General features: G+C 66.7%; 18 protein-coding genes. 6 read left to right on the top strand and 12 right to left on the bottom strand.

Annotation, left to right across the window (positions count from 1 at the left end):
* The first annotated feature begins 1 nt into the window (after position 1).
* From KOR34_RS06295 to KOR34_RS06305, 3 genes are read left to right on the top strand one after another with little or no spacing between them, the layout of a single operon-like run.
* Complete coding sequence (locus KOR34_RS06295; RefSeq protein WP_146563208.1) at positions 2-1,420, top strand: NAD(P)/FAD-dependent oxidoreductase; 1,419 nt, start codon at positions 2-4, stop codon at positions 1,418-1,420.
* Positions 1,383-2,357 (top strand): polysaccharide deacetylase family protein, encoded by a 975-nt coding sequence (locus KOR34_RS06300; RefSeq protein ID WP_146563210.1) that lies wholly within the window; start codon positions 1,383-1,385, stop codon positions 2,355-2,357. Before KOR34_RS06295 ends, KOR34_RS06300 begins: the two co-directional genes overlap by 38 nt.
* On the top strand, positions 2,347-3,645 hold the full coding sequence (locus KOR34_RS06305) for a glycosyltransferase family 87 protein (protein WP_146563212.1): 1,299 nt from the start codon (positions 2,347-2,349) through the stop codon (positions 3,643-3,645). The genes KOR34_RS06300 and KOR34_RS06305 overlap by 11 nt, the downstream gene beginning before the upstream one ends.
* On the opposite strand, the gene KOR34_RS06310 is transcribed toward KOR34_RS06305, so the two are convergent.
* The 8 genes from KOR34_RS06310 to KOR34_RS06345 form a co-directional block, all read right to left on the bottom strand.
* Positions 3,642-3,860, bottom strand: coding sequence for a (Na+)-NQR maturation NqrM (locus tag KOR34_RS06310; protein WP_146563214.1), 219 nt, complete (start codon positions 3,858-3,860; stop codon positions 3,642-3,644). The two genes, KOR34_RS06305 and KOR34_RS06310, sit on opposite strands and share 4 nt — an antisense overlap.
* 12 nt (positions 3,861-3,872) lie before the next feature.
* Entirely contained in the window at positions 3,873-4,937 is a 1,065-nt protein-coding gene (locus KOR34_RS06315; protein ID WP_228714526.1) for an FAD:protein FMN transferase, read from the bottom strand.
* 4 nt (positions 4,938-4,941) lie between these two features.
* Entirely contained in the window at positions 4,942-6,159 is a 1,218-nt protein-coding gene (gene nqrF, locus KOR34_RS06320; RefSeq protein WP_146563216.1) for an NADH:ubiquinone reductase (Na(+)-transporting) subunit F, read from the bottom strand.
* 118 nt (positions 6,160-6,277) lie between these two features.
* Positions 6,278-6,910, bottom strand: coding sequence for an NADH:ubiquinone reductase (Na(+)-transporting) subunit E (gene nqrE, locus KOR34_RS06325; RefSeq protein ID WP_146563218.1), 633 nt, complete (start codon positions 6,908-6,910; stop codon positions 6,278-6,280).
* A gap of 57 nt (positions 6,911-6,967) precedes the next feature.
* Positions 6,968-7,582: an NADH:ubiquinone reductase (Na(+)-transporting) subunit D gene (locus KOR34_RS06330; RefSeq protein WP_146563220.1), complete on the bottom strand. Its 615-nt coding sequence runs from the start codon at positions 7,580-7,582 to the stop codon at positions 6,968-6,970.
* Between the two features lie 57 nt (positions 7,583-7,639).
* Positions 7,640-8,398: a Na(+)-translocating NADH-quinone reductase subunit C gene (locus KOR34_RS06335; protein ID WP_146563222.1), complete on the bottom strand. Its 759-nt coding sequence runs from the start codon at positions 8,396-8,398 to the stop codon at positions 7,640-7,642.
* A complete protein-coding gene (locus KOR34_RS06340) occupies positions 8,388-9,665 on the bottom strand; it encodes an NADH:ubiquinone reductase (Na(+)-transporting) subunit B (protein WP_146563224.1) in 1,278 nt (425 codons plus the stop codon). Before KOR34_RS06340 ends, KOR34_RS06335 begins: the two co-directional genes overlap by 11 nt.
* Positions 9,666-9,748: 83 nt before the next feature.
* Positions 9,749-11,125 (bottom strand): Na(+)-translocating NADH-quinone reductase subunit A, encoded by a 1,377-nt coding sequence (locus tag KOR34_RS06345; RefSeq protein ID WP_146563226.1) that lies wholly within the window; start codon positions 11,123-11,125, stop codon positions 9,749-9,751.
* Positions 11,126-12,004: 879 nt separating this feature from the next.
* On the opposite strand from KOR34_RS06345, the gene sucC reads away from it, so the two are divergent.
* The 3 genes from sucC to sucD are packed head-to-tail and all read left to right on the top strand — an operon-like array spanning position 12,005 to position 14,523.
* Positions 12,005-13,192 (top strand): ADP-forming succinate--CoA ligase subunit beta, encoded by a 1,188-nt coding sequence (sucC, locus tag KOR34_RS06350; protein WP_146563228.1) that lies wholly within the window; start codon positions 12,005-12,007, stop codon positions 13,190-13,192.
* A gap of 51 nt (positions 13,193-13,243) precedes the next feature.
* Positions 13,244-13,603, top strand: a complete 360-nt coding sequence (locus tag KOR34_RS06355) for a four helix bundle protein (RefSeq protein ID WP_146563230.1) — start codon at positions 13,244-13,246, stop codon at positions 13,601-13,603.
* 41 nt (positions 13,604-13,644) lie between these two features.
* Positions 13,645-14,523: a succinate--CoA ligase subunit alpha gene (gene sucD / locus KOR34_RS06360; RefSeq protein WP_146563232.1), complete on the top strand. Its 879-nt coding sequence runs from the start codon at positions 13,645-13,647 to the stop codon at positions 14,521-14,523.
* Positions 14,524-14,531: 8 nt separating this feature from the next.
* Here sucD and KOR34_RS26465 read toward each other — a convergent pair whose 3' ends face one another.
* The 4 genes from KOR34_RS26465 to KOR34_RS06375 form a co-directional block, all read right to left on the bottom strand.
* Positions 14,532-14,687: a hypothetical protein gene (locus KOR34_RS26465; protein ID WP_197531190.1), complete on the bottom strand. Its 156-nt coding sequence runs from the start codon at positions 14,685-14,687 to the stop codon at positions 14,532-14,534.
* A 117-nt stretch (positions 14,688-14,804) separates the two neighbouring features.
* Positions 14,805-15,797, bottom strand: coding sequence for an acyl-CoA desaturase (locus KOR34_RS06365; protein WP_228714527.1), 993 nt, complete (start codon positions 15,795-15,797; stop codon positions 14,805-14,807).
* Between the two features lie 145 nt (positions 15,798-15,942).
* Positions 15,943-16,956: a DUF6268 family outer membrane beta-barrel protein gene (locus KOR34_RS06370; protein WP_146563236.1), complete on the bottom strand. Its 1,014-nt coding sequence runs from the start codon at positions 16,954-16,956 to the stop codon at positions 15,943-15,945.
* Positions 16,957-16,986: 30 nt separating this feature from the next.
* Positions 16,987-18,204 carry a hypothetical protein gene (locus KOR34_RS06375; RefSeq protein WP_146563238.1) on the bottom strand — a complete coding sequence of 406 codons (1,218 nt, stop codon included), beginning with the start codon at positions 18,202-18,204 and terminating at the stop codon, positions 16,987-16,989.
* Between the last annotated feature and the right edge of the window lie 201 nt (positions 18,205-18,405).

Consider the following 18,405-nt stretch of genomic DNA (forward strand, 5'->3'; position numbering starts at 1 on the left):
CATGCACGACTCGGAAGCGGACAATCGGAAGCACTGGGCCATCGTGGGCGGCGGGATGCTCGGCATGACGCTCGCGTACCGGCTTGCGCAACGCGGTCAGCGGGTGACGCTGCTGGAGGCCGCGCCCACGCTGGGCGGCCTGGCCAGCGCCTGGCGACTGGGCGATGTCACCTGGGACCGCTTCTACCACGTGACGCTGCTCTCGGACACGCACCTCCACGCCCTGCTCGCCGAGATCGGGGTGGAGGAGTCGATGCGGTGGGTTGAGACCAAGACCGGCTTCTACTCCGGTGGCGAACTCTACTCGATGTCCAACTCCGTCGAGTTCCTCCGCTTTCCGCCGCTGACGCTGGCGGAGAAGCTCCGCCTGGGCGCCACGATCTTCTACGCCTCGAAGCTGAAGAACTGGAAATCCCTGGAGAAGGTCTCGGTCGAGTCGTGGCTCCGCAGGCACTCGGGCGCCGGCGTGTTCGAGAAGATCTGGCTGCCGCTGCTCAAGGCCAAGCTGGGCGACGCCTACCGGGACACCTCGGCCGCGTTCATCTGGGCCCACATCAACCGGATGTACGCGGCGCGGCGTTCAGGGCTGAAGAAGGAGATGTTCGGCTACGTGCCCGGCGGGTACGCGGCGATCCTCGATCGGCTTGCGGAGACGCTCCGCGGCGCCGGCGTGCGGATCGAGTGCGACGCGCCCGTCCATGAGGCCGTGGCGGCGGAACAGGGCGGGGTGAGGGTCACCTACGGCGGCGAGCCGCCGCGGCGTTTCGACAACGTGGTGTTCACGACGCCGACGCCGGTCATCTCGCGGGCGCTCCCGGACCTGACGGCCGGCGAACGGGAACGGTTCGACGGCGTGCGGTACCTGGGCATCGTCTGCGCATCGCTGCTGCTCAAGAAGCCGATTTCCAAGTACTACGTCACGAACATCACCGACGCGTGGGTGCCGCTCACCGCCGTGATCGAGATGACCACTATCGTCGACCGGGAAGAACTCGGCGGGCACGCGCTGGTCTACCTGCCGAAGTACGTCCCGTCGGACGACCCGCTGTTCGAGGAGTCAGACGGGTCGCTCCGTGAGCGGTGGATCGGCACGCTCGAGAAGATGTACCCGCACTTCTCTCGCGACGACGTGCAGGCGTTCCAGGTCTGCCGGGCCCGCAGCGTTATGGCGCTGCCGACGCTGGGCTACTCCGAGCGTCTGCCCCCGCTGCAGACCTCCATCCCCGGCGTGTACGCAGTGAACTCGGCCCACATACTCAAGGGGAACCTCAACGTCAACGAGACCGTGCAGGTTGCCGACGAGGCGATCGCCGGTGTGCTGGCCCCGGCGCTTGCTGCTGGTCAAAGCCCGACAACCCCCACCCGACCCACACGAGGTGACGATGCGCAAGCCGCTCGCGAGCTTATCGCTCGACCTTGACAACAAGTGGGCGTACCTGAGGACGTTGGGGCCGGGGAACTGGGAACACTACCCCTGCTACCTGGACGTCGTGGCACCGCGTGTGGTGGCTGCGCTCGAGCGGTTCGACCTCCGCATGACGGTGTTTGTCGTCGGCAAGGATCTGGAGTCCGAGTCGGGACGCGACGCGGTGTGCCAGCTAGCCGAGGCCGGCTGCGAGATCGGCAACCACACCTACAACCACTACCCATGGCTGCAGACGCTCCCCCGTGCCGAGCAACGCCGCGAGATCCTGGACGCGCACGACGCCATCCGGCTCCTGACCGGCGCACCGCCGCGGGGTTTCCGTGGGCCGGGCTTCAGCAACTCTGCCCAGCTGCTCGGCTTGCTCACCGAGCTCGACTACGCCTACGACTCCAGCAGCCTGCCGGCGGCCACGGCGCCGCTGGCCCGGATGTACTGCGCGGCTAACTCGCTCTGGAGCAGCGGTCCACGCGGGCAGATGTTCGGCTCGTGGACCGACGCCTTCCGCCCGCTGCGTCCGCACCGCATCGACACGCCGTACGGCGGCATCACCGAGTTGCCCGTCACCACGATGCCGCTGCTGCGAACGCCTATCCACATGACCTACCTCGCGCACCTGGCGCAGTACTCCCGCGGCGCGGCGGCGGCCTATCTGCAAACCGCGGCGCGGCTCTGCAAGGTCCGTGGCGTGGCGCCGTCGCTGCTCTTGCACCCGCTCGACTTCATGGGCGCTGAGGACGATCCGGAGCTTACCTTTCTCCCGGGCATGAGGCTGCCCGGGGAAGCGAAGTGGGCGTTGCTGGTCGAGATGCTCGAGCGGTTCGCCGAGCACTTCGAGTTGAACACGGTCGCCGCGCACGCCGGGCTGACGGTCCCTCCGTTGGGCCGGGAGGATACCATCGCGGCCGTTTCCGGGGCGGGCGATGGGGGCTGACGACAGCAGGCCCGCCGGCGACTGGGAGCTGCCGCTGGCCGCCCTCGCCGCGCTCGGCGTGGTTGCCGCCGCCTGCATCTGCCTGGGCGGCTACCGGGCTTTTGAGGGGCGGCATGTCTCAGGGCCGTACGACCCGCAACAGGACGGCTTTTTCGACTTCGCGCACGGCGTCTACTATCCATGTCAGGCGTTTGTCGATGGCGTCAGTCCCTACGGCCAGGCGTTTGTGGACGGCTACCCCGTTGCGGACCCCGTTCCGCTCTACACGCCGTCCCATTTTCTTCTGCACGCACCGCTTACGCTGCTCCCCCTGCTGCCGGCAAGCGTGACTTACTTCGCGCTTTTGCTGGCGATGATCTACGCGATTGCGCGGCTGTCCGCCGACGCGGCCCAGGCGCCCGGCGCGTGGCCGCTGATCGGCTGCCTGCTCTTGATGACACGCGGCGGGCAGGCCACGCTGGCGTCAGGTTACTTCACGTTAGAATTGGTGCTGGGGGCGTTGGTCGCGTTGCGCTACGCCGCGAGCCGGCCCTGGCTGTCCGCCTGCGGCGTGCTGCTGGCGGCCGGGAAGCCGACCTACCTGATCCCGCTGCTGATTCTGCTGGCCGTGCGGGGGAACTTGAAGGCGGCGGTGCGGGGTGGCGGGCTGACGGGCGTTGCTTCGGCGGCGGCGGTTGGTTGGTTGGCGGCTGGCGGTAGATTCGATTCGTTCCTCGCATCGATCACCGACAGCACCGAGGCTCGTGCGGCGCAGGTCGACCAGTTGCCGATCAACAGCTTCACCCAGGTCGACCTGCTGAGCCTGATCAGCAAGTGGATGGACTGGAGCCCCGGCTACGCGGTTAGCATGGCCGTGATGCTGGTGCTGCTGACGCCGATTGGCGTCGCGCTGCGGCGGTTGAATAGTCAGGGCGACTCGGCGGGCGCTGCGACGCAGTCTGGCGCGCTCGCGGCGCTGGCTATCGTCGTCACGGTATTCCACCAGTCGTACGACGCGCTGCTGCTGGTGGCGGCCATCACGGGCCTGGCGACCGGGCGGCCGGAGCGGTCTTGGCGGGGGATCCCAAGGTGGGCTAGGTGGGGCTTGGCCGCCCTCTGCTTAACGCCCTCGTTCAACCTGCTATCGACGCGCGCGTTTCTGCAGAAGCTCGGGATTGCCCCGCCGGACACGGGGTTCACGCTCGTCACGAGCATCAACGGGACCGCGTTGGCGGCCGCGTTGCTGCTGATGCTCTGGCTGGCCTGCCGGCGCTGTGCGACGCGAGCCGAGGAACGCCCCCCCGGCTAGTCGTTTGCCGAAGCGGCGTGCTCGCGGGCCCGCTCCCCGCGGCATTCGGGCGAGGGGTTGCTGCAGGCCTCGCAGATGGAGTTGCCGTCGCGGTCCTTGAAGTTGGCCAGGCCGCCGCACGAGCCCTTGATGCGGCGGTTGCTGATGAGCACGCCGATCGCCATCCCGGCCAGGGCGATCGCAAACACGGCGGCGGTGATCAGGACTTGGGTCATAGCGGAAAGGTTCTAGTTGTCGCCCTCGGACAGGGAGTCCCACGCCGGCGTCCGGCGTTCGCGGAACCCCTCGGGCGTGCGTTCGATGAGCAGGGCGGCCACGCTGTTCTCGTTCGCCCAATTGTACCCCTCGTCGGGGCCCATGACCAACAACGCGGTCGCCAACGCGTCGGCCCGCATGCAGGAGGGCGCCAGCACACTCACGGTAGCCAGCTTGTGTTGCACGGGGCGGCCGGTGGCTGGGTCGATGGTGTGGGAGAAGCGCCGACCGTCCTCCTCGAAGAAGTTTCGGTAGTCGCCGGAGGTGGCGATCGACCGGTCGCGGAGTTCCAACACCGTCTGCAGGGTGCTGCCGTTCTCGTCGGGCTTCTCGACGCCGATCCGCCAGGGCTGGCCGTCCGGCTTCACGCCGCGGCAGACCACCTCGCCGCCGATCTCGACCATCGACGCGGTCGCGCCCAGCTCGGCGAGCAGGTCGGAAACGGCGTCCACGCCGTAACCTTTGGCTATGGCCGACAGGTCCAGGTAGACGTCGGGCCGCGACTTCTTGATCGCGGGCGGGTCGAGCCGAACTTCGATCGACTGGTAGCCGATCCGGGCGAGCGCCGCCTGCACTTGTTCGTCGGTCGGCGGCTCAGTGCGGCGGCCGTCCGGGCCGAAGCCCCACAGGTTCACGACCGGACCAACGGTGGGGTCGAACCGGCCGTCCGTGTCTTGCGAGATCCGTAGCGCGTACGCGACCACCTTGGCGGTCTCGGGCGAGACTTCGAACCAGTCGTCGCTTTCCGACTGGTTGAACCGCGACAGCTCCGACTCAGGGTCGTAGGTGGACATCCGCCGATTGATCTCGGCGAGCCGCGCGTCGACCTCGTGCTGCAACTCCTCCAGCCGCTCCGCGGCGTCCGGCGTGACCGCCTTCACCGAGTACCGCGTGCCCATGGTCGGTCCGGCGAACGTGACCACCGAGGGCGCCGATTGGATGGTCCCGTCGACCGGGCCGGGGGCGCAGCCGATCAGCAGCGGTCCGGCGGCGAACGCCAGCAGGCAGGCGCCGACAAGGCGGTAACCGGTAGCCACGCCGTTACCCACCGAAGTCGTCGTAGGCGATGTTTTCCTTCTCAACGCCCAGGTCGTCGAGCATCTTGAACACGGCCGCGTTCATCATGGGCGGGCCGCAGATGTAGTACTCGATGTCTTCCGGCGCTGGGTGGTCCTTCAGGTAGTTGTCGAGCAGCACCTGGTGGATGAAGCCCTGGTAGCCGGTCCAGTTGTCCTCGGGCAGCGGCTCGGAGAGGGCGATGTTGAACTTGAAGTTCGGGTACTCCTCTTCGATCTTCCGGAAGTGGTCCACGTAGAACAGCTCGCGCGAGCTGCGTCCGCCGTACCAGTAGCTCACCTTGCGGCCGGTCTGGAGGTTCTTGAACAGCTCGAAGATGTGGCTGCGGAGCGGGGCCATGCCGGCGCCGCCGCCGATGTAGACCATTTCGGCGTCGGTCTCCTTGATGAAGAACTCGCCGTAAGGCCCGGAGATCGTGACCTTGTCGCCCGGCTTCAGGTTGAAGATGTAGCTGGACATCTTGCCGGGGGGCGCGTCGGGGATGCGGGGCGGGGGGCTCGCCACGCGGACGTTGAGCATGATGATGCCCTTCTCGCCCGGGTAGTTGGCCATGGAGTACGCCCGCACGACCTCCTCGTCGACCTTCGAGGTGTACTGCCAGACGTTGTACTTGTCCCAGTCCTCGTGAAACCGCTCGTCGATGACGAAGTCCTTGTAGTGGACCACGTGCGGCGGGCACTCGATCTGGATGTAGCCGCCGGCCTTGAAGTTGACGTCCTCGCCCTCGGGCAGCTCGAGCACGAGCTCCTTGATGAACGTCGCGACGTTGTTGTTCGAGCGGACCGTGCACTCCCACTTCTTGGTGTCGAAGGCCTCTGGCGGGACCTCGACCTTCATGTCCTGCTTGACCGCGACCTGGCAGGACAGGCGGCAGCCCTCGCGGGCCTCCTTCTTGCTGATGTGGGCCTTCTCGGTCTCGAGGATCTCGCCGCCGCCCTCGTGGATCTTCACCTCGCACTGGGCGCAGGTGCCGCCGCCGCCGCACGCGCTGGAGACAAAGATGCCCTCGTCGGCCAGCGCGTTGAGCAGCTTGCCGCCCGCGGGGACGTGGATCGTCTTCTGCTCGTTGATCACGATCTCGACGTCGCCGGACGCGACGAGCTGGCTCTTGGCGGCGAGGATGATCGCCACCAGCGCCAGGACGATGATCGTGAACAACAGGATGCCAAGGATAACGGTCATGTATTGGCTTTCGGCTGTTGGCTTTCGGCTATCGGCCCAGGGGGCGTAGCGGGCAAGCCTGAGACAGGCGACTCGAGGTTTCTCTTGATTCGATGTGGTGTCGGGCGGCGGCGCTGTGCTACATGCCGCCGAAGGACATAAAGGCCAGGGCCATCAGGCCGACCGTCATGAAGGTGATGCCCAGGCCTTTCAGCCCGGCGGGGACGTCGCTGTAGCGCATCTTCTCGCGGATGCCGGCCAGGGCCGCGATGGCGAGCGCCCAGCCCACGCCGGACCCGAAGCCGAACACGCAGCTCTCGGGGAAGTTGTAGTCACGCTCCACCATAAACAGCGACCCGCCCAAAATAGCGCAGTTCACGGTGATCAGCGGCAGGAAGATGCCCAGCGCGTTGTAGAGCGGCGGGAAGAATCGGTCGAGGGTCATCTCGAGGATCTGCACCATGGCCGCGATCACGCCGATGTAGCTGATCAGGCCGAGGTACTCGAAGTTGGTGCTGGCGGTGATGCCGAGCGCCGAAGAGGCCGAGGCCGGCAGCCACGAGTACAGCGCGCCCTCCTTCAGCAGGAACTGGTAGATCAGGTTGTTGGCCGGGATCGTGATGGTCATGATCACGATCACCGCGATCCCCAGGCCGACCGCCATCTTCACGTTCTTGCTGACCGCCAGGAACGTGCACATGCCCAGGAAGAAGGCGAGCGCCAGGTTCTCCGCGAAGATCGAGCGGAGGAAGATGTCGATGTAGTGTTCCATTGTCTTGGCTCTTTGCTGTTGGCTGAACGCTAACGGCGGGGGGGACCGGCGGACGGGCTAGGCGTCGTGCTCGATCTGCTCGGGCTTGAGCGTGCGGAGGATCCAGATGAACCCGCCGATCAGGAAGAACGCGCTGGGCGGCAGCAGCATCAGGCCGTTGCCGACGTACGAGTCGGGCATCACGTCGAAGCCCATCAGCTTGCCGCTCCCCAGCAGCTCGCGGAAGAACCCGACGACCACCAGGATCAGGCTGTAGCCGAGCGCGGTGCCGATGCCGTCCAGGAAGCTCATGCCGGGCGAGTTCTTCATGGCGTAGGCCTCGGCGCGGCCCATCACGATGCAGTTGGTGATGATCAGGCCGACGAACACGCTGATCGGCTTGCTGATGTCGTAGAAGTAGGCCTTGAGGAACTGGTCGACCACGATCACCAGCGACGCGATGATGGTCATCTGCACGATGATCCGGATGCTGCTGGGCACGTAGCTGCGGACCAGGCTGACCGCCGCGCCGGACATTCCGGTCACAAAGATCACCGCCCCGGCCATCAGCAGCGAGGTCTCGAGTTTGGTCGTGACCGCCAACGCGGAGCAGATGCCGAGCACCTGCAGCGCAATCGGGTTGTTGTTAACGATCGGGTCGACCAGAACGTCTTTGGGGGAGGCTTTCGCCATGGGTCGTGCTCCGGGCTGCTGCGGGAGGGACTCGCCGCTTGGGCCGTGGTTGCGTGGTTACTGTTTCGCCAGGTACTTGCCGAATCCGTCGTCGCCGAGCCAGTACTTGATCAGGTGGTCGACGCCCTTGGACGTGATGGTCGCGCCGGACACGCCGTCGATGGTGTAGTCGAACGCCGGGTTGTCGGAGGCCGTCTTGCCCTTCTTGACCTGGAGCTGGACGTCGCCGTTGGAGTCGATCGCCTTCTTGCCGGGCCACTGCTCTTTCCACTGCTCGCTGTCGGCGATCTCGGCGCCCAGGCCGGGGGTCTCTTTGTGGTCATAGAAGGTGATGCCCTTGACGGTCGTGGCGTCATCCTCCAGGGCGAGGAAGCCCCACAGGGTGCCCCACAGGCCCTTGCCGTAGACCGGCAGCACGTAGCCGCCGGACGCGATCTTGTAGACCGGCGCGTACGGCTCGCGGTTGCGGATGCCCATCAGGGCGTTGTTCTCGACGGGGACGTTCAGCTTGGGGTCGTTGGCCGCCTTCTTGGGGTCGTAGCCCTTGGGCAGCTCGTCGTCGCTGACCGGCTGGCCGGTGGCGAGGTCGACCATGACCTCCTTGATCTTGTCGTCGTACTCCTTGTCGACCTGTTCGGGCGAGGCGGACGCGTCCACGAGCCCGGCGGCGATCAGGACGTTCTTTTTCCGGTCGACGACCTTGTTGCTCTTGATCTTGCCGTCCAGCAGCTGCGCCGTCCCTGCGACCAGGAACGAGCAGACAACGCACAAGACGGTGGCCACGATAAACGTGCCGGCGGTGGAGTCACGCTGCATAGCGGGCCATCCTCCTTTTCACATTCGCTTGGATGACGTAGTAGTCGATGAGCGGCGCCATCACGTTGCCGAACAGGATGGCCAGCATGATGCCCTCGGGGAACGCCGGGTTGGCCACCCGGATCAGCACGGTCATCACCCCGATCAGGATGCCGTACCACCATTTGCCGATCTCGGTCATCGCGGCGGACACCGGGTCGGTCGCCATGAAGACCGTGCCGAACGCAAACCCGCCGATGACCAGGTGCCACCACGGGGCGATGTCGGCCAGCGGGTTGTCGCTGGTGCCGCGGAAGCCCCAGAACAGGAAGCCCATGCCCAGGCAGCCCAGCACGCAACCAGCCATGATCCGCCACGAGCCGATGCCCGAGGCGATCAGGATCGCGGCGCCCAGCAGGCAGCAGAGGGTGGAGGTCTCGCCCATGGAGCCCTGGATGTTGCCGAGGAAGCAGTCCAGCCAGGTGAAGTCGGCGTTCTTGGCCTGCGACATCGCGGCCTCGGGGCCCACGCCCTTGCCGGCGTTGACCATCACGCCCAGCGTCGTGGCGCCGGACACGGCGTCCGCCTGCTTGGCCGCGACCCACACGCCGATGTTCGACGCGCCGCTGGCCACCCACTCGCCCGAGATCCGGGCCGGGTAGGCGAAGTACAGGAACGCCCGAGCCGTGAGCGCCGGGTTGAGGAAGTTCTTGCCGGTGCCGCCGAAGATCTCCTTGCCGATCACCACGCCGAACATGATACCCAGCGCCACCTGCCACAGCGGGATGGTGGGGGGCAGCGTCAGCGGGAACAGCATGCCGGTGACCAGGAAGCCCTCGTTGATCTCGTGCCCACGGATCAGCGAGAAGACCAGCTCGCACACGCCGCCGACGGCCATCGTCACGATGTACACCGGCAGGAACCACACCAGTCCGTGGATGAAGCAGCCGAGGATGCTGCTGGGGTCGTGGACCATCGGCCCCAGCGGGGCGAGCAGCGTCTCGCGCCAGGAGTCGATCGGCGCGGCGCCCAGCGAGATCGCGAGGTTCGCCTGGTAGCCCGTGTTGTAGAGCGCCCACAGGATGCACGGCCCGAGGGCCACGATCACCATGGACATCATCCGCTTCATGTCCAGCGCGTCGCGGACGTGCGAGGCGGACTTGGTCGTTTCGCCGGGCGTGAACAGGAACGTGTCCTGCGCTTCGTAGAGCGGGTACAGGCGTTCGAGCTTGCCCCCCTTCTCGAAGAGCGGCGCAACCTTGTCGAGCTGTTGCCTAAGGAATTTCATGGATAGCTGTTGGCGGTTAGCGATTGGCTGTTGGCTACTGTGCCACGGCCCACCCCGGCGGGGTGGGAGGTGCGTGAGGGGGGTTACCCCTCCCGCTCGATTGTTGTCAGGCAGTCACGCAGCAGCGTGCCGTAGTTGTTCTTGCTGGTGCAGACAAAGGTGCACAGCGCGAGGTCCTCCTCGTCCAGCTCCAGGGCGCCGAGCGCAAAGGCGGTCTCGGTGTCGTCGACGGCCAGCGCCTTGAGCAGCGGGGTGGGGACGATGTCCAGCGGCACCACGCTCTCGTAGGCGCCGGTCGGCACGATCGCGCGGTGGCTGCCGCCGGTGCTCGTGGTCAGCGCGAACCCCCGGTCGGGGGGCATAAACTTGGCGAGCCAGCTGCCGGCGTAAGCGCGGGAGAACGAGAACTTGTCGAACCCGGGGAGCATCCAGCCGATGAACTCCCGCTCGGACCCCTCCACCAGCACCGACACCTGCGTGTGGTACCGGCCGAGGAAGTCGACCGGGGACTCGGCCGTGCGGCCCGCCAGAACCGACCCCGAAACGATGCGGGCCTTCTGCCCGGCGTCCAGCCGCAGCTCGCCGTCGGTCAGCTCGGTGAGGTTGGCGCCCAGCGTGGTCCGCACCAGACGCGGGTCGTTGGTGGCGGGGCCGGCGATCGACACCACACGGTCGGTCATCAGCACGCCGGTCCGCATCAGGCGGCCCACCGCCGCTACGTCCTGGTAGCCGATGTGCCACACGGTGCGGTCCATGTGGGCGGGCATCAGGAAGTGGATGTGGGTGCCCACCAGGCCGGCCGGGTGCGGGCCGCTGAACTCAACCGCCTCGACGCAGGCGAGGTCCTCGCCCGGCAGGCTGACGCCGTCCGCCTTGCACAGGTAGGTGGGGCCGGTGGTCAGCACGCTCAGCGCCTCGAGCCCGGCGATGAAGTCGGCCTGCAGGTCGGCCAGCACGACGCTGGGGTCGATCGCCAGTGGGTTGGTGTCGATGGCGGTGACAAAGATCGCCGCCGGCGCGGAGTCGATCGCCGGGACCTTGCTATACGGGCGGGTCCGCAGCGCGGTCCACAGCCCGGAGCTGACCAGGTTGTCGACTACCTGCTCCCGTGGCAGCTGGGCCAGGTTGGCGTCGGGGTAGGAGTTGAACACAAACTCCAGGTCGCCCGCCTGCTCGATTACCAGCGACTCGAACCGGCGCTTGGCGCCGCGGTTCACAGCGACCACCTTCCCCGCGACCGGCGCGGTGAAGCGGACGCCCTCGTTCTTCTTGTCGGTGAACAGCAGCTGGCCCTTGCGGACCTCGTCCCCCTCGGCGACCTCCATGGTCGGCTTCATGCCGATGTAGTCGTCACCCAAGAGGGCGTAGTGCCGCACCGGCGGGCTCTGTTCGATTGTCTGGCGGGGCTCCCCATTGAGCGGGATATTCAGGCCCTTGCTGATTTCAAACCGACGCGTCATGCCATTCCACGATGTGGGACAGATTGGGATTTTGGGCGTAAACCGCCCCAGTGCTATCGATGGGCGCGACCGGGCCCGCGACTTAACGCGGCGACGCCGGGGCGGCCCGGTAGCGGCGGCGTGGCGGTTCACAGCTGGGTGAGGCGGACCGCGGGCACCGGCCAACTGTGAAATTTTTCACGATATCGTCGCTACGTCAATGGGGCTTTAACTTTTCGTCGATTCTCGGCCGGCCCGAAGGTGTAGGAATCGTGCTGACTCAGCCGCCCGAGCGAGAGCATCCTGGGGGAGAAATCCGGGGCTATGCGGCTTCCGCGGGAGCAGAAGGCCCGGTTGGTATCCCCTCTGACCGCATGATGATAGCGATTTGCGGGGGGGCAGCAATCCACGGAGGGGAAGTTGCGGGCCATTCGAGATCGCGTCGATCCACCGGCCCGGTGTGAGTGTTTCAATACGTTCGAGCACAGGCAGGTGGCGAGAGCACTCTTGCGTCGTCGATGCGACTCGGCGGTACTAACCCCCTACTGCTCCCACCAACGAGAAGATTCGCCGACCGCTGCGGGGTCAGCCGAGCACGCCTTCAGCTGCACTCGAAGCGGCAGTGCTGTTCTTGCCGCGCAGAGCGGACCCGCTACGCGACCGAACCAGAGTGGCCTCGCTCGAGCGTGGTGCTCATCGCCGCGCTCGGCGAGCCGAGAGACCGCTGATGGTTGAAGCTCGCAAGGCGGTGTTTGCAAAGACGTTGGGGCCGTTGAAGCTCTCCAGGGGCGGCTCTATACTCCATCGCTTCTCGAGCAATCGACCCGCACACCGACCCACCCCCGCCCCACAATTCCCGCTCCGATGGGGTCGCCCCATCACCTGCGCAGCAGAGAATCTATGAATATTCACGAGTTCCAGGGCAAGCAGCTCCTCGCCAGCTACGGCATCCCGAAGCCGGACGGAATCGTCGCCAAGACGCCGGAGGAGGCCGCGGCAGCCTTCGAGAAGCTCGGCGGGCCGATCGCCGTAGTGAAGGCTCAGATCCACGCCGGCGGCCGCGGCAAGGGCACGATCAAGGGCTCCGACCAGCACGGCGTGGAGTTGGTCAAGACCGCTGACGACGCGGCCCGCGTCGCCAAGGCGCTCTTGGGCGGCGAGTTGGTCACCATCCAGACCGGACCCGCGGGGCAGACCGTCAAGCAGGTGCTGGTGGAAGGCGGCTGCGACATCGCCCGCGAGCTCTACCTGGGCATCGTTGTCGACCGTGCCGTGAAGAAGCCGGTGCTGATGGTGTCGACCGAGGGCGGCATGGACATCGAGAAGGTCGCCGAGGAGACGCCCGAGAAGATTTACAAGGAGGCGTTCCTGCCGGACGGCGGGCTGAGCGACGAGCAGGCCAAGGGCCTGGCCGCGAAGCTCGGACTGGAGGGCGGCTCGGTCGAGTCGGCCGTGAAGTTCATGCAGGCCATCTGCAAGCTGTTCGTGGAGCAGGACTGCAGCCTGGCGGAGATCAACCCGCTGGTGGTGACCGGCGGCGGCGACCTGATGGCGCTGGACGCCAAGATCAACTTCGACGACAACGCGCTGTTCCGCCACAAGGACATCCTCGAGATGCGGGACACCAGCGAGGAAGACCCTAACGAGCTGCGGGCTGGCGAGGCGGGCCTGAGCTACGTGCAGCTGGAGGGCAACATCGGCTGCCTGGTCAACGGCGCCGGGCTGGCGATGAGCACGATGGACCTGGTGAAGCTGCACGGCGGCCAGCCGGCCAACTTTCTGGACGTCGGCGGCGGGGCCAACAAGGACCAGGTCACCGAGGCGTTCCGCATCCTGCTGGGCGACCCCAACGTCAAGGCGGTGCTGGTGAACATCTTCGGCGGCATTATGCAGTGCACCACCATCGCCAACGCGGTGCTGGCCGCGTACAAGGAGGTCGGCTTCAACGTGCCGCTGGTCGTGCGGCTGGAGGGGACCGAGGTCGAAGAGGGTCGCAAGATCCTCGCCGAGTCGGACGTCGACATCATCACGGCCGACGGTCTGACCGACGCCGCTCAGAAGGTCGTGGCGGCCGCGGGGGCGGCCTAGCGGTCAGCTCTCAGCGATCAGCCATCAGCTTGCCAGCTAACGGGCTTGCCGATGAAGAGCTTTCATGATTTGGTCGTTTGGCAGAAGGCCCATCAGCTCACCCTCGACGTCTATCGGGAGACAAAGAACTTCCCTAGCGACGAGCGATACGGAGTTACGAGTCAACTACGGAGATCGATGAGCTCGATACCGGCCAATATCGCCGAAGGTTGCGGTCGGGGGACCGACGCCGACTTCGCCCGCTTCCTACAAATCGCGATGGGGTCCGCCTCCGAAACCGAGTACCACCTGCGACTGTCCCATGACCTGAGCTACTTGACCCAGGATCAATGGACTCAACTCAATAAGCACATCTGCGAAGTCAAGCGAATGCTCGCTTCGCTCCTAAAAAAGCTGAAAGCTGACAGCTGATCGCTGAAGGCTTCTGCCCAACAGCCAAGAGCCCAATTCTCATGTCGATCCTAGTCAACAAAGAAACTCGCCTCATCTGCCAGGGCATGACCGGCAAGGCGGGCGAGTTCCACAGCCGCAACTGCATCGAGTACGGCACCAACCTGGTCGCCGGAGTTACGCCCGGCAAGGGCGGGCAGACCGTGCTGGACCGCCCGGTCTACGACTCGGTGGCCGAGGCGGTCGAGAAGCACGGCGCAGACGCGTCGATGATCTTCGTGCCGCCCCCGTTCACCGCCAAGGCGATCATCGAAGCGGTCGACGCCGGCATCAAGGTGATCTGCGCCATCACCGAGGGCGTGCCCGTGATGGACATGGTCGGCGTGTGGGACTACATCAAGGACAAGCCGGTCCGGCTGGTGGGCCCCAACTGCCCGGGCGTGATCACTCCCGAGGAGTGCAAGATCGGCATCATGCCGGGCTACATCCACAAGAAGGGCCCGGTCGGCCTGATCAGCCGCAGCGGCACGCTGACTTACGAGGGCGTGTGGCAGCTGAGCAACCTGGGCATGGGCCAGTCGACCTGCGTCGGCATCGGCGGCGACCCGGTCAACGGCACGTCGTTTATCGACTGCCTGAAGCTGTTCCAGGAGGACGGCGACACCGAGGCGATCCTGATGATGGGCGAGATCGGCGGAACCGCCGAGGAAGAGGCCGCCGCCTACATCAAGGCCAACGTCACCAAGCCGGTGGCCGCGTTCATCGCCGGCCGCACGGCGCCCCCCGGCAAGCGGATGGGCCACGCGGGCGCGGTGATCTCTGGCGGGAAGGGCACGGCCGAGGACAAGATCGCCGCGCTGCAGGACGCCGGCATCGAGGTCGCCGAGAGCCCGGCCGACATGGGCGAAGCGATGAAGCGGGCGATCGCCAACCACAAGTAGCCGGTTGGCTACTTGTCGCTCGCCAACACGGCGATCAGAACCAGCACACAGATGCTGAGCTCGACCAACGGCGTGCTCGAGATGTGCACGTCCATCAGGTCGAACGGGGTCTTCTGCGTGGCGGCCATGAGAAGTCCGGCCGCGACCACGGTCGCTTTTAGCATGGGGTGAGGCTCCTTCACCACAAGCATAGGCGACTCGGTGGGCCGGGAGCGGCGATCGTGCGGCGGGTGGGCGCGCAACGATCGGATCTGGCGAACGGTGGCGCCGGCTCTGCCGGTTTAGCGGCGCGCCTCAGACGGCTCGTACCGTTTGGGGTGGACCACCTCGGTCGCTAGGCCCAGCCGCTCCAGCACCAGCACGACCCAGTAGGTGGCGTCCAGTTCCCACCAGCGGTGCCCGTGGGCGACGCACCGCGGCTTGGCGTGGTGGTTGTTGTGCCAGCCCTCGCCGCTGGTCAGCAGGGCGACCCACCAACTGTTGCGGCTGGCGTCCTTGGTGTCGTAGTTGCGGTAGCCCCACAGGTGCGTCACGGAGTTCACCGCCCACGTGACGTGCCACACGGCGACCGTCCTCACGAACACGGCCCACACCAGCCAGCTCATCGCCAGCTGGACGCCGCCCGCAGTTGTGCCGGAGGTGGCCCAGCCGACGGCGAAGCCGGCGCCATAGAACAACGCGGCGTGGATCACGTAGACCCAGAACCACATGAAGTTCTTCTCCAGCCGCATGTAGAACCGGTCCTTCAGAAGGTCCCGCGCGTAGCGGTCGTAGAAGTCGGCCGTGGCAAAGTACTTGTTCTGGTACACCAGCCAGCCGACGTGGCCCCATAGGAAGTCGACCAGCGGGCTGTGCGGGTCACGGTCCATGTCGGAGAACTGGTGGTGCATCCGGTGGATGGCCACCCACCGCGCCGGCGCGTCCTGCAGGTTGCAGACGCCCAGGATCGCAAAGAAGTGCTCCAGCCACTTCGGGCAGACAAACCCGCGGTGGGTGAGCAGCCGGTGGTAGCACAGGTTGATGCCGATGGCGCCGATCCAGTAGTAGCCCAGCACCGCGAGCACAACGCCCGACCAGCTGAAGAAGTACGGCACGAACGCCAGGCAGGCCGCCACGTGGATCAGCACGAACGCGACCGCGTAGTACCAGAAGATCTTGCCGTCGACGCCCGGCGGGCGGGTGAGCGGCCGCAGGCCGGCGTCGGCCCCGGCGCCTACCGGGTCGGCTTCGGGGGCGTCGGTGTCGGGCAGTTCGAGCGTCGAGTCGGCAGCCATGATTGGTCCGAAGGCGGAGGAGACGAGGCGCGTCCGCCGTGCGGGCGGCGGGGGCTCCCGACCCGCCCTGGACGCCATCGCGATAGTCCGGAGATCAGTCTAATTGGTCGCCTGTTAGTCAGCCACCCGCGGGGTGCGTTGCTGGTTAGTACGTTAAACCGCCACGGATGAACATCGAGCTGTCCAGCGGCGCGTCGTACGACGACAGCTCGTACTCGATTTCCCGGTCAAACACGTAGCCCAACTCCCACCGGCGGGACAGGCCGCCGACCAGTTTCCGCTCGGTCCCAATCAGGACCCGCAGGTCACGATAGGCGAGGATGTCGTTGGCGCCAGAGTCGCGCTGGACCGCCCACCGGTTGCCGCCGATCTCGCCCATCAGATAGACCCACCGCTCGTCGCAGCCGGGGCGGGCGCAGTAGGTCCGCCAGGCGAGGCGGGGCCGCGGGAACACCAAGTCGGCCTTGAAGTCGCCGCAGTCGTACATCAGTCCGGCCGCGGGCACTACGGACAAGCCTGCCCGGTTCAGGTAGACCACGCCGATCACGCCCTTCCAGTAGTTGTGGAAGTCCCGCACGCCCAGCGCCCGACCGGTGACGCGGAACGCGTCGGACTCGTCCCAGCTGTGGTCGTCGGCGTAAACGCCCAGGGTGACCGCGCCGTCGAACAGCCAGTTCTCGTTCAGCTGGCGGAAGTGGTGGAAGTCGACCTGCGCGTCGTGCACGCGTGCGGGCAGGTCGACAAAGTCCGGGCCCGACAGGAAGTTCGTGCGGTACGCCGGGGTGATGATCAGCGGGGTCTCCCGTGACATCAGGGGCAGGCCGAAGACCACATCGGCGCCGATGCCGGTCACGCCGACCGAGTCGTCGTCGAAGCGGGGCATCCATTCGGCAGTCACGTTCAGCTTCTGGAACACGCCGGCACGCGTGCCCGGCGGGAGGATCGAGCCCGAAGCCTGGGTGTCGGCGGAGCCCATCAGCACGCCGTTCGAGGCGCTGGTGGCCTGCGTTGGCTGCACGTAGGGGTCGGAGACCGCCATCACTGCGGACGGCATTGCGAGCGGGTCGACGTGCTGCGGCGGCGGGGGGGTCTGCGCGCGGCCGGCGTCGCCAGCAAGCAGCAGGGCGAACATCGCCGCGGCGACGGTGCGAGCAGACATCATCGGGTTATCCCGCCTGGTTTCGTAGGGTTAGAATTCAACGCCGGCCCGGATCATGAAGGTCGTGTCGAGCGAGAACGTGGGCGGGTCGCCGGACGCGTAGACCAGTTCGCGGTCGAACGCCACGCCAACCTCAAAGTGGCCGCTCACCTGGCTCTGGTTCTCCCACTCGAAGCCGGTCGAGATCCGGATGTCGTTGTAGTCAAACCGGTCCGGGCCGGTCAGGCGGCGGATGGTCCACGACCCCCCGCCGTACTCGCCGGCGGTGAACCACACCCAGTCGACGCCGCCGTAGGGCGCCAGCCGCCGCCGGATGGTGGGGTTGGGGAAGACCATGTAGATGTCCCAGATGTCGTTTGGTTGCAGCCGGAAGCCACCCGCCGGCAGCAGCTTGACACGCAGGCGGTCGAGGTATACGGCGCCCGCTAGCAGTTCTAGCGTCGGGGACACGCGCACCTTAGCGAGCCCGCGGCCCAGGATCCGCACCGAGTCGCTGTTCACTTCTTGAAAGTCGGTCCAGACGCCGGTCCGGACGCCCAGCTCGGCGCCGAACATCGGCGTGGGCTGGGGGAACCAGGCCAGGTCGAGGTAGGCGTCATACACGCGGGGCGGCAGGTCGGCGCCTGAAGAGGTCATCGTCGGAACGGTGACCGGCCCTTCAAGCCAGTTGAAAGCAAATCCCGGGGTGACCAGCAGCGGCGCCTTGATGTTGCCAAACATCGGGAACGCCACCGTGCTGCTGATCTCCAGCCGGTTGATCTCCAGGGCGTCGGCGCTGTGGTCGCCGTACAGGAAGGTGTACTCGAACGCCAGTTCTTGAAGAAATCTCTGGAATTCGAGCGTCCCGCCGTCGGCGGTCTCAAAGCCGTAGGTCCCCGACTCCCAGGCATAAGGGCTGGGGCCGGCGGCGGCCTCGGGGTACGGGGGCACAGTGCCGTAGGGCGTCGCCCCGTAGGGGGCGGCGGGGGCGGCTTGGTAGGGCGGCGGGTAGCTGGGGGGGGCCACCGAATAGGGCGACACTACCGGCGGGGGGCTGCTGGGGGGCAGGGCGTAGGGGTCGAACCCGGCGCCTCCGAGCGGCGCGCCGTACATGGGGGTCGCCCCGCCGGCCGCCGGCGGAGCGAACGACGGCGGCGGGGGCGCTCCGTAGGCGCCGTTGGCCTCCGGGACCTGCACCCGCTGGGCGTAGGCGGCCGGCGCAAGCGCCATCGCCAATGCCGCGAGGGCCCACACCAGTTCGGGTTTCAATGCGCGCGGCAGCACCGGCTCGCAGCTCCTCGCTCCGTTGATTCTGTACCGATAAGCGGGCGGTAGGTATCAGTTTGTGGCGGCCGCGGTCAAGGCGAACCGGTTGCGGAAGGCCCGGGACTGCGGCGCCGGCGCCGTCCGTCAGACCCCGTGAAACCAAAGCGATCTGGCTCGACCGGCCCGCAACCTCTAACCTCGCGG

Origin of the sequence: Posidoniimonas corsicana, assembly GCF_007859765.1 — a bacterium.
Taxonomy (GTDB): Bacteria; Planctomycetota; Planctomycetia; order Pirellulales; family Lacipirellulaceae; genus Posidoniimonas; species Posidoniimonas corsicana.

Excerpts from the sequence above, each read along its gene's own strand:
- KOR34_RS06295 (WP_146563208.1), top strand. The coding sequence starts at position 2 with ATGCACGACTCGGAAGCGGACAATCGGAAGCACTGGGCCATCGTGGGC.
- KOR34_RS06300 (WP_146563210.1), top strand. The coding sequence starts at position 1,383 with ATGCGCAAGCCGCTCGCGAGCTTATCGCTCGACCTTGACAACAAGTGG.
- KOR34_RS06305 (WP_146563212.1), top strand. The coding sequence starts at position 2,347 with ATGGGGGCTGACGACAGCAGGCCCGCCGGCGACTGGGAGCTGCCGCTG.
- KOR34_RS06310 (WP_146563214.1), bottom strand. The coding sequence starts at position 3,860 with ATGACCCAAGTCCTGATCACCGCCGCCGTGTTTGCGATCGCCCTGGCC.
- nqrF (WP_146563216.1), bottom strand. The coding sequence starts at position 6,159 with ATGACCGTTATCCTTGGCATCCTGTTGTTCACGATCATCGTCCTGGCG.
- nqrE (WP_146563218.1), bottom strand. The coding sequence starts at position 6,910 with ATGGAACACTACATCGACATCTTCCTCCGCTCGATCTTCGCGGAGAAC.
- KOR34_RS06330 (WP_146563220.1), bottom strand. The coding sequence starts at position 7,582 with ATGGCGAAAGCCTCCCCCAAAGACGTTCTGGTCGACCCGATCGTTAAC.
- KOR34_RS06335 (WP_146563222.1), bottom strand. The coding sequence starts at position 8,398 with ATGCAGCGTGACTCCACCGCCGGCACGTTTATCGTGGCCACCGTCTTG.
- KOR34_RS06340 (WP_146563224.1), bottom strand. The coding sequence starts at position 9,665 with ATGAAATTCCTTAGGCAACAGCTCGACAAGGTTGCGCCGCTCTTCGAG.
- KOR34_RS06345 (WP_146563226.1), bottom strand. The coding sequence starts at position 11,125 with ATGACGCGTCGGTTTGAAATCAGCAAGGGCCTGAATATCCCGCTCAAT.
- sucC (WP_146563228.1), top strand. The coding sequence starts at position 12,005 with ATGAATATTCACGAGTTCCAGGGCAAGCAGCTCCTCGCCAGCTACGGC.
- KOR34_RS06355 (WP_146563230.1), top strand. The coding sequence starts at position 13,244 with ATGAAGAGCTTTCATGATTTGGTCGTTTGGCAGAAGGCCCATCAGCTC.
- sucD (WP_146563232.1), top strand. The coding sequence starts at position 13,645 with ATGTCGATCCTAGTCAACAAAGAAACTCGCCTCATCTGCCAGGGCATG.
- KOR34_RS26465 (WP_197531190.1), bottom strand. The coding sequence starts at position 14,687 with ATGCTAAAAGCGACCGTGGTCGCGGCCGGACTTCTCATGGCCGCCACG.
- KOR34_RS06365 (WP_228714527.1), bottom strand. The coding sequence starts at position 15,797 with ATGGCTGCCGACTCGACGCTCGAACTGCCCGACACCGACGCCCCCGAA.
- KOR34_RS06370 (WP_146563236.1), bottom strand. The coding sequence starts at position 16,956 with ATGTCTGCTCGCACCGTCGCCGCGGCGATGTTCGCCCTGCTGCTTGCT.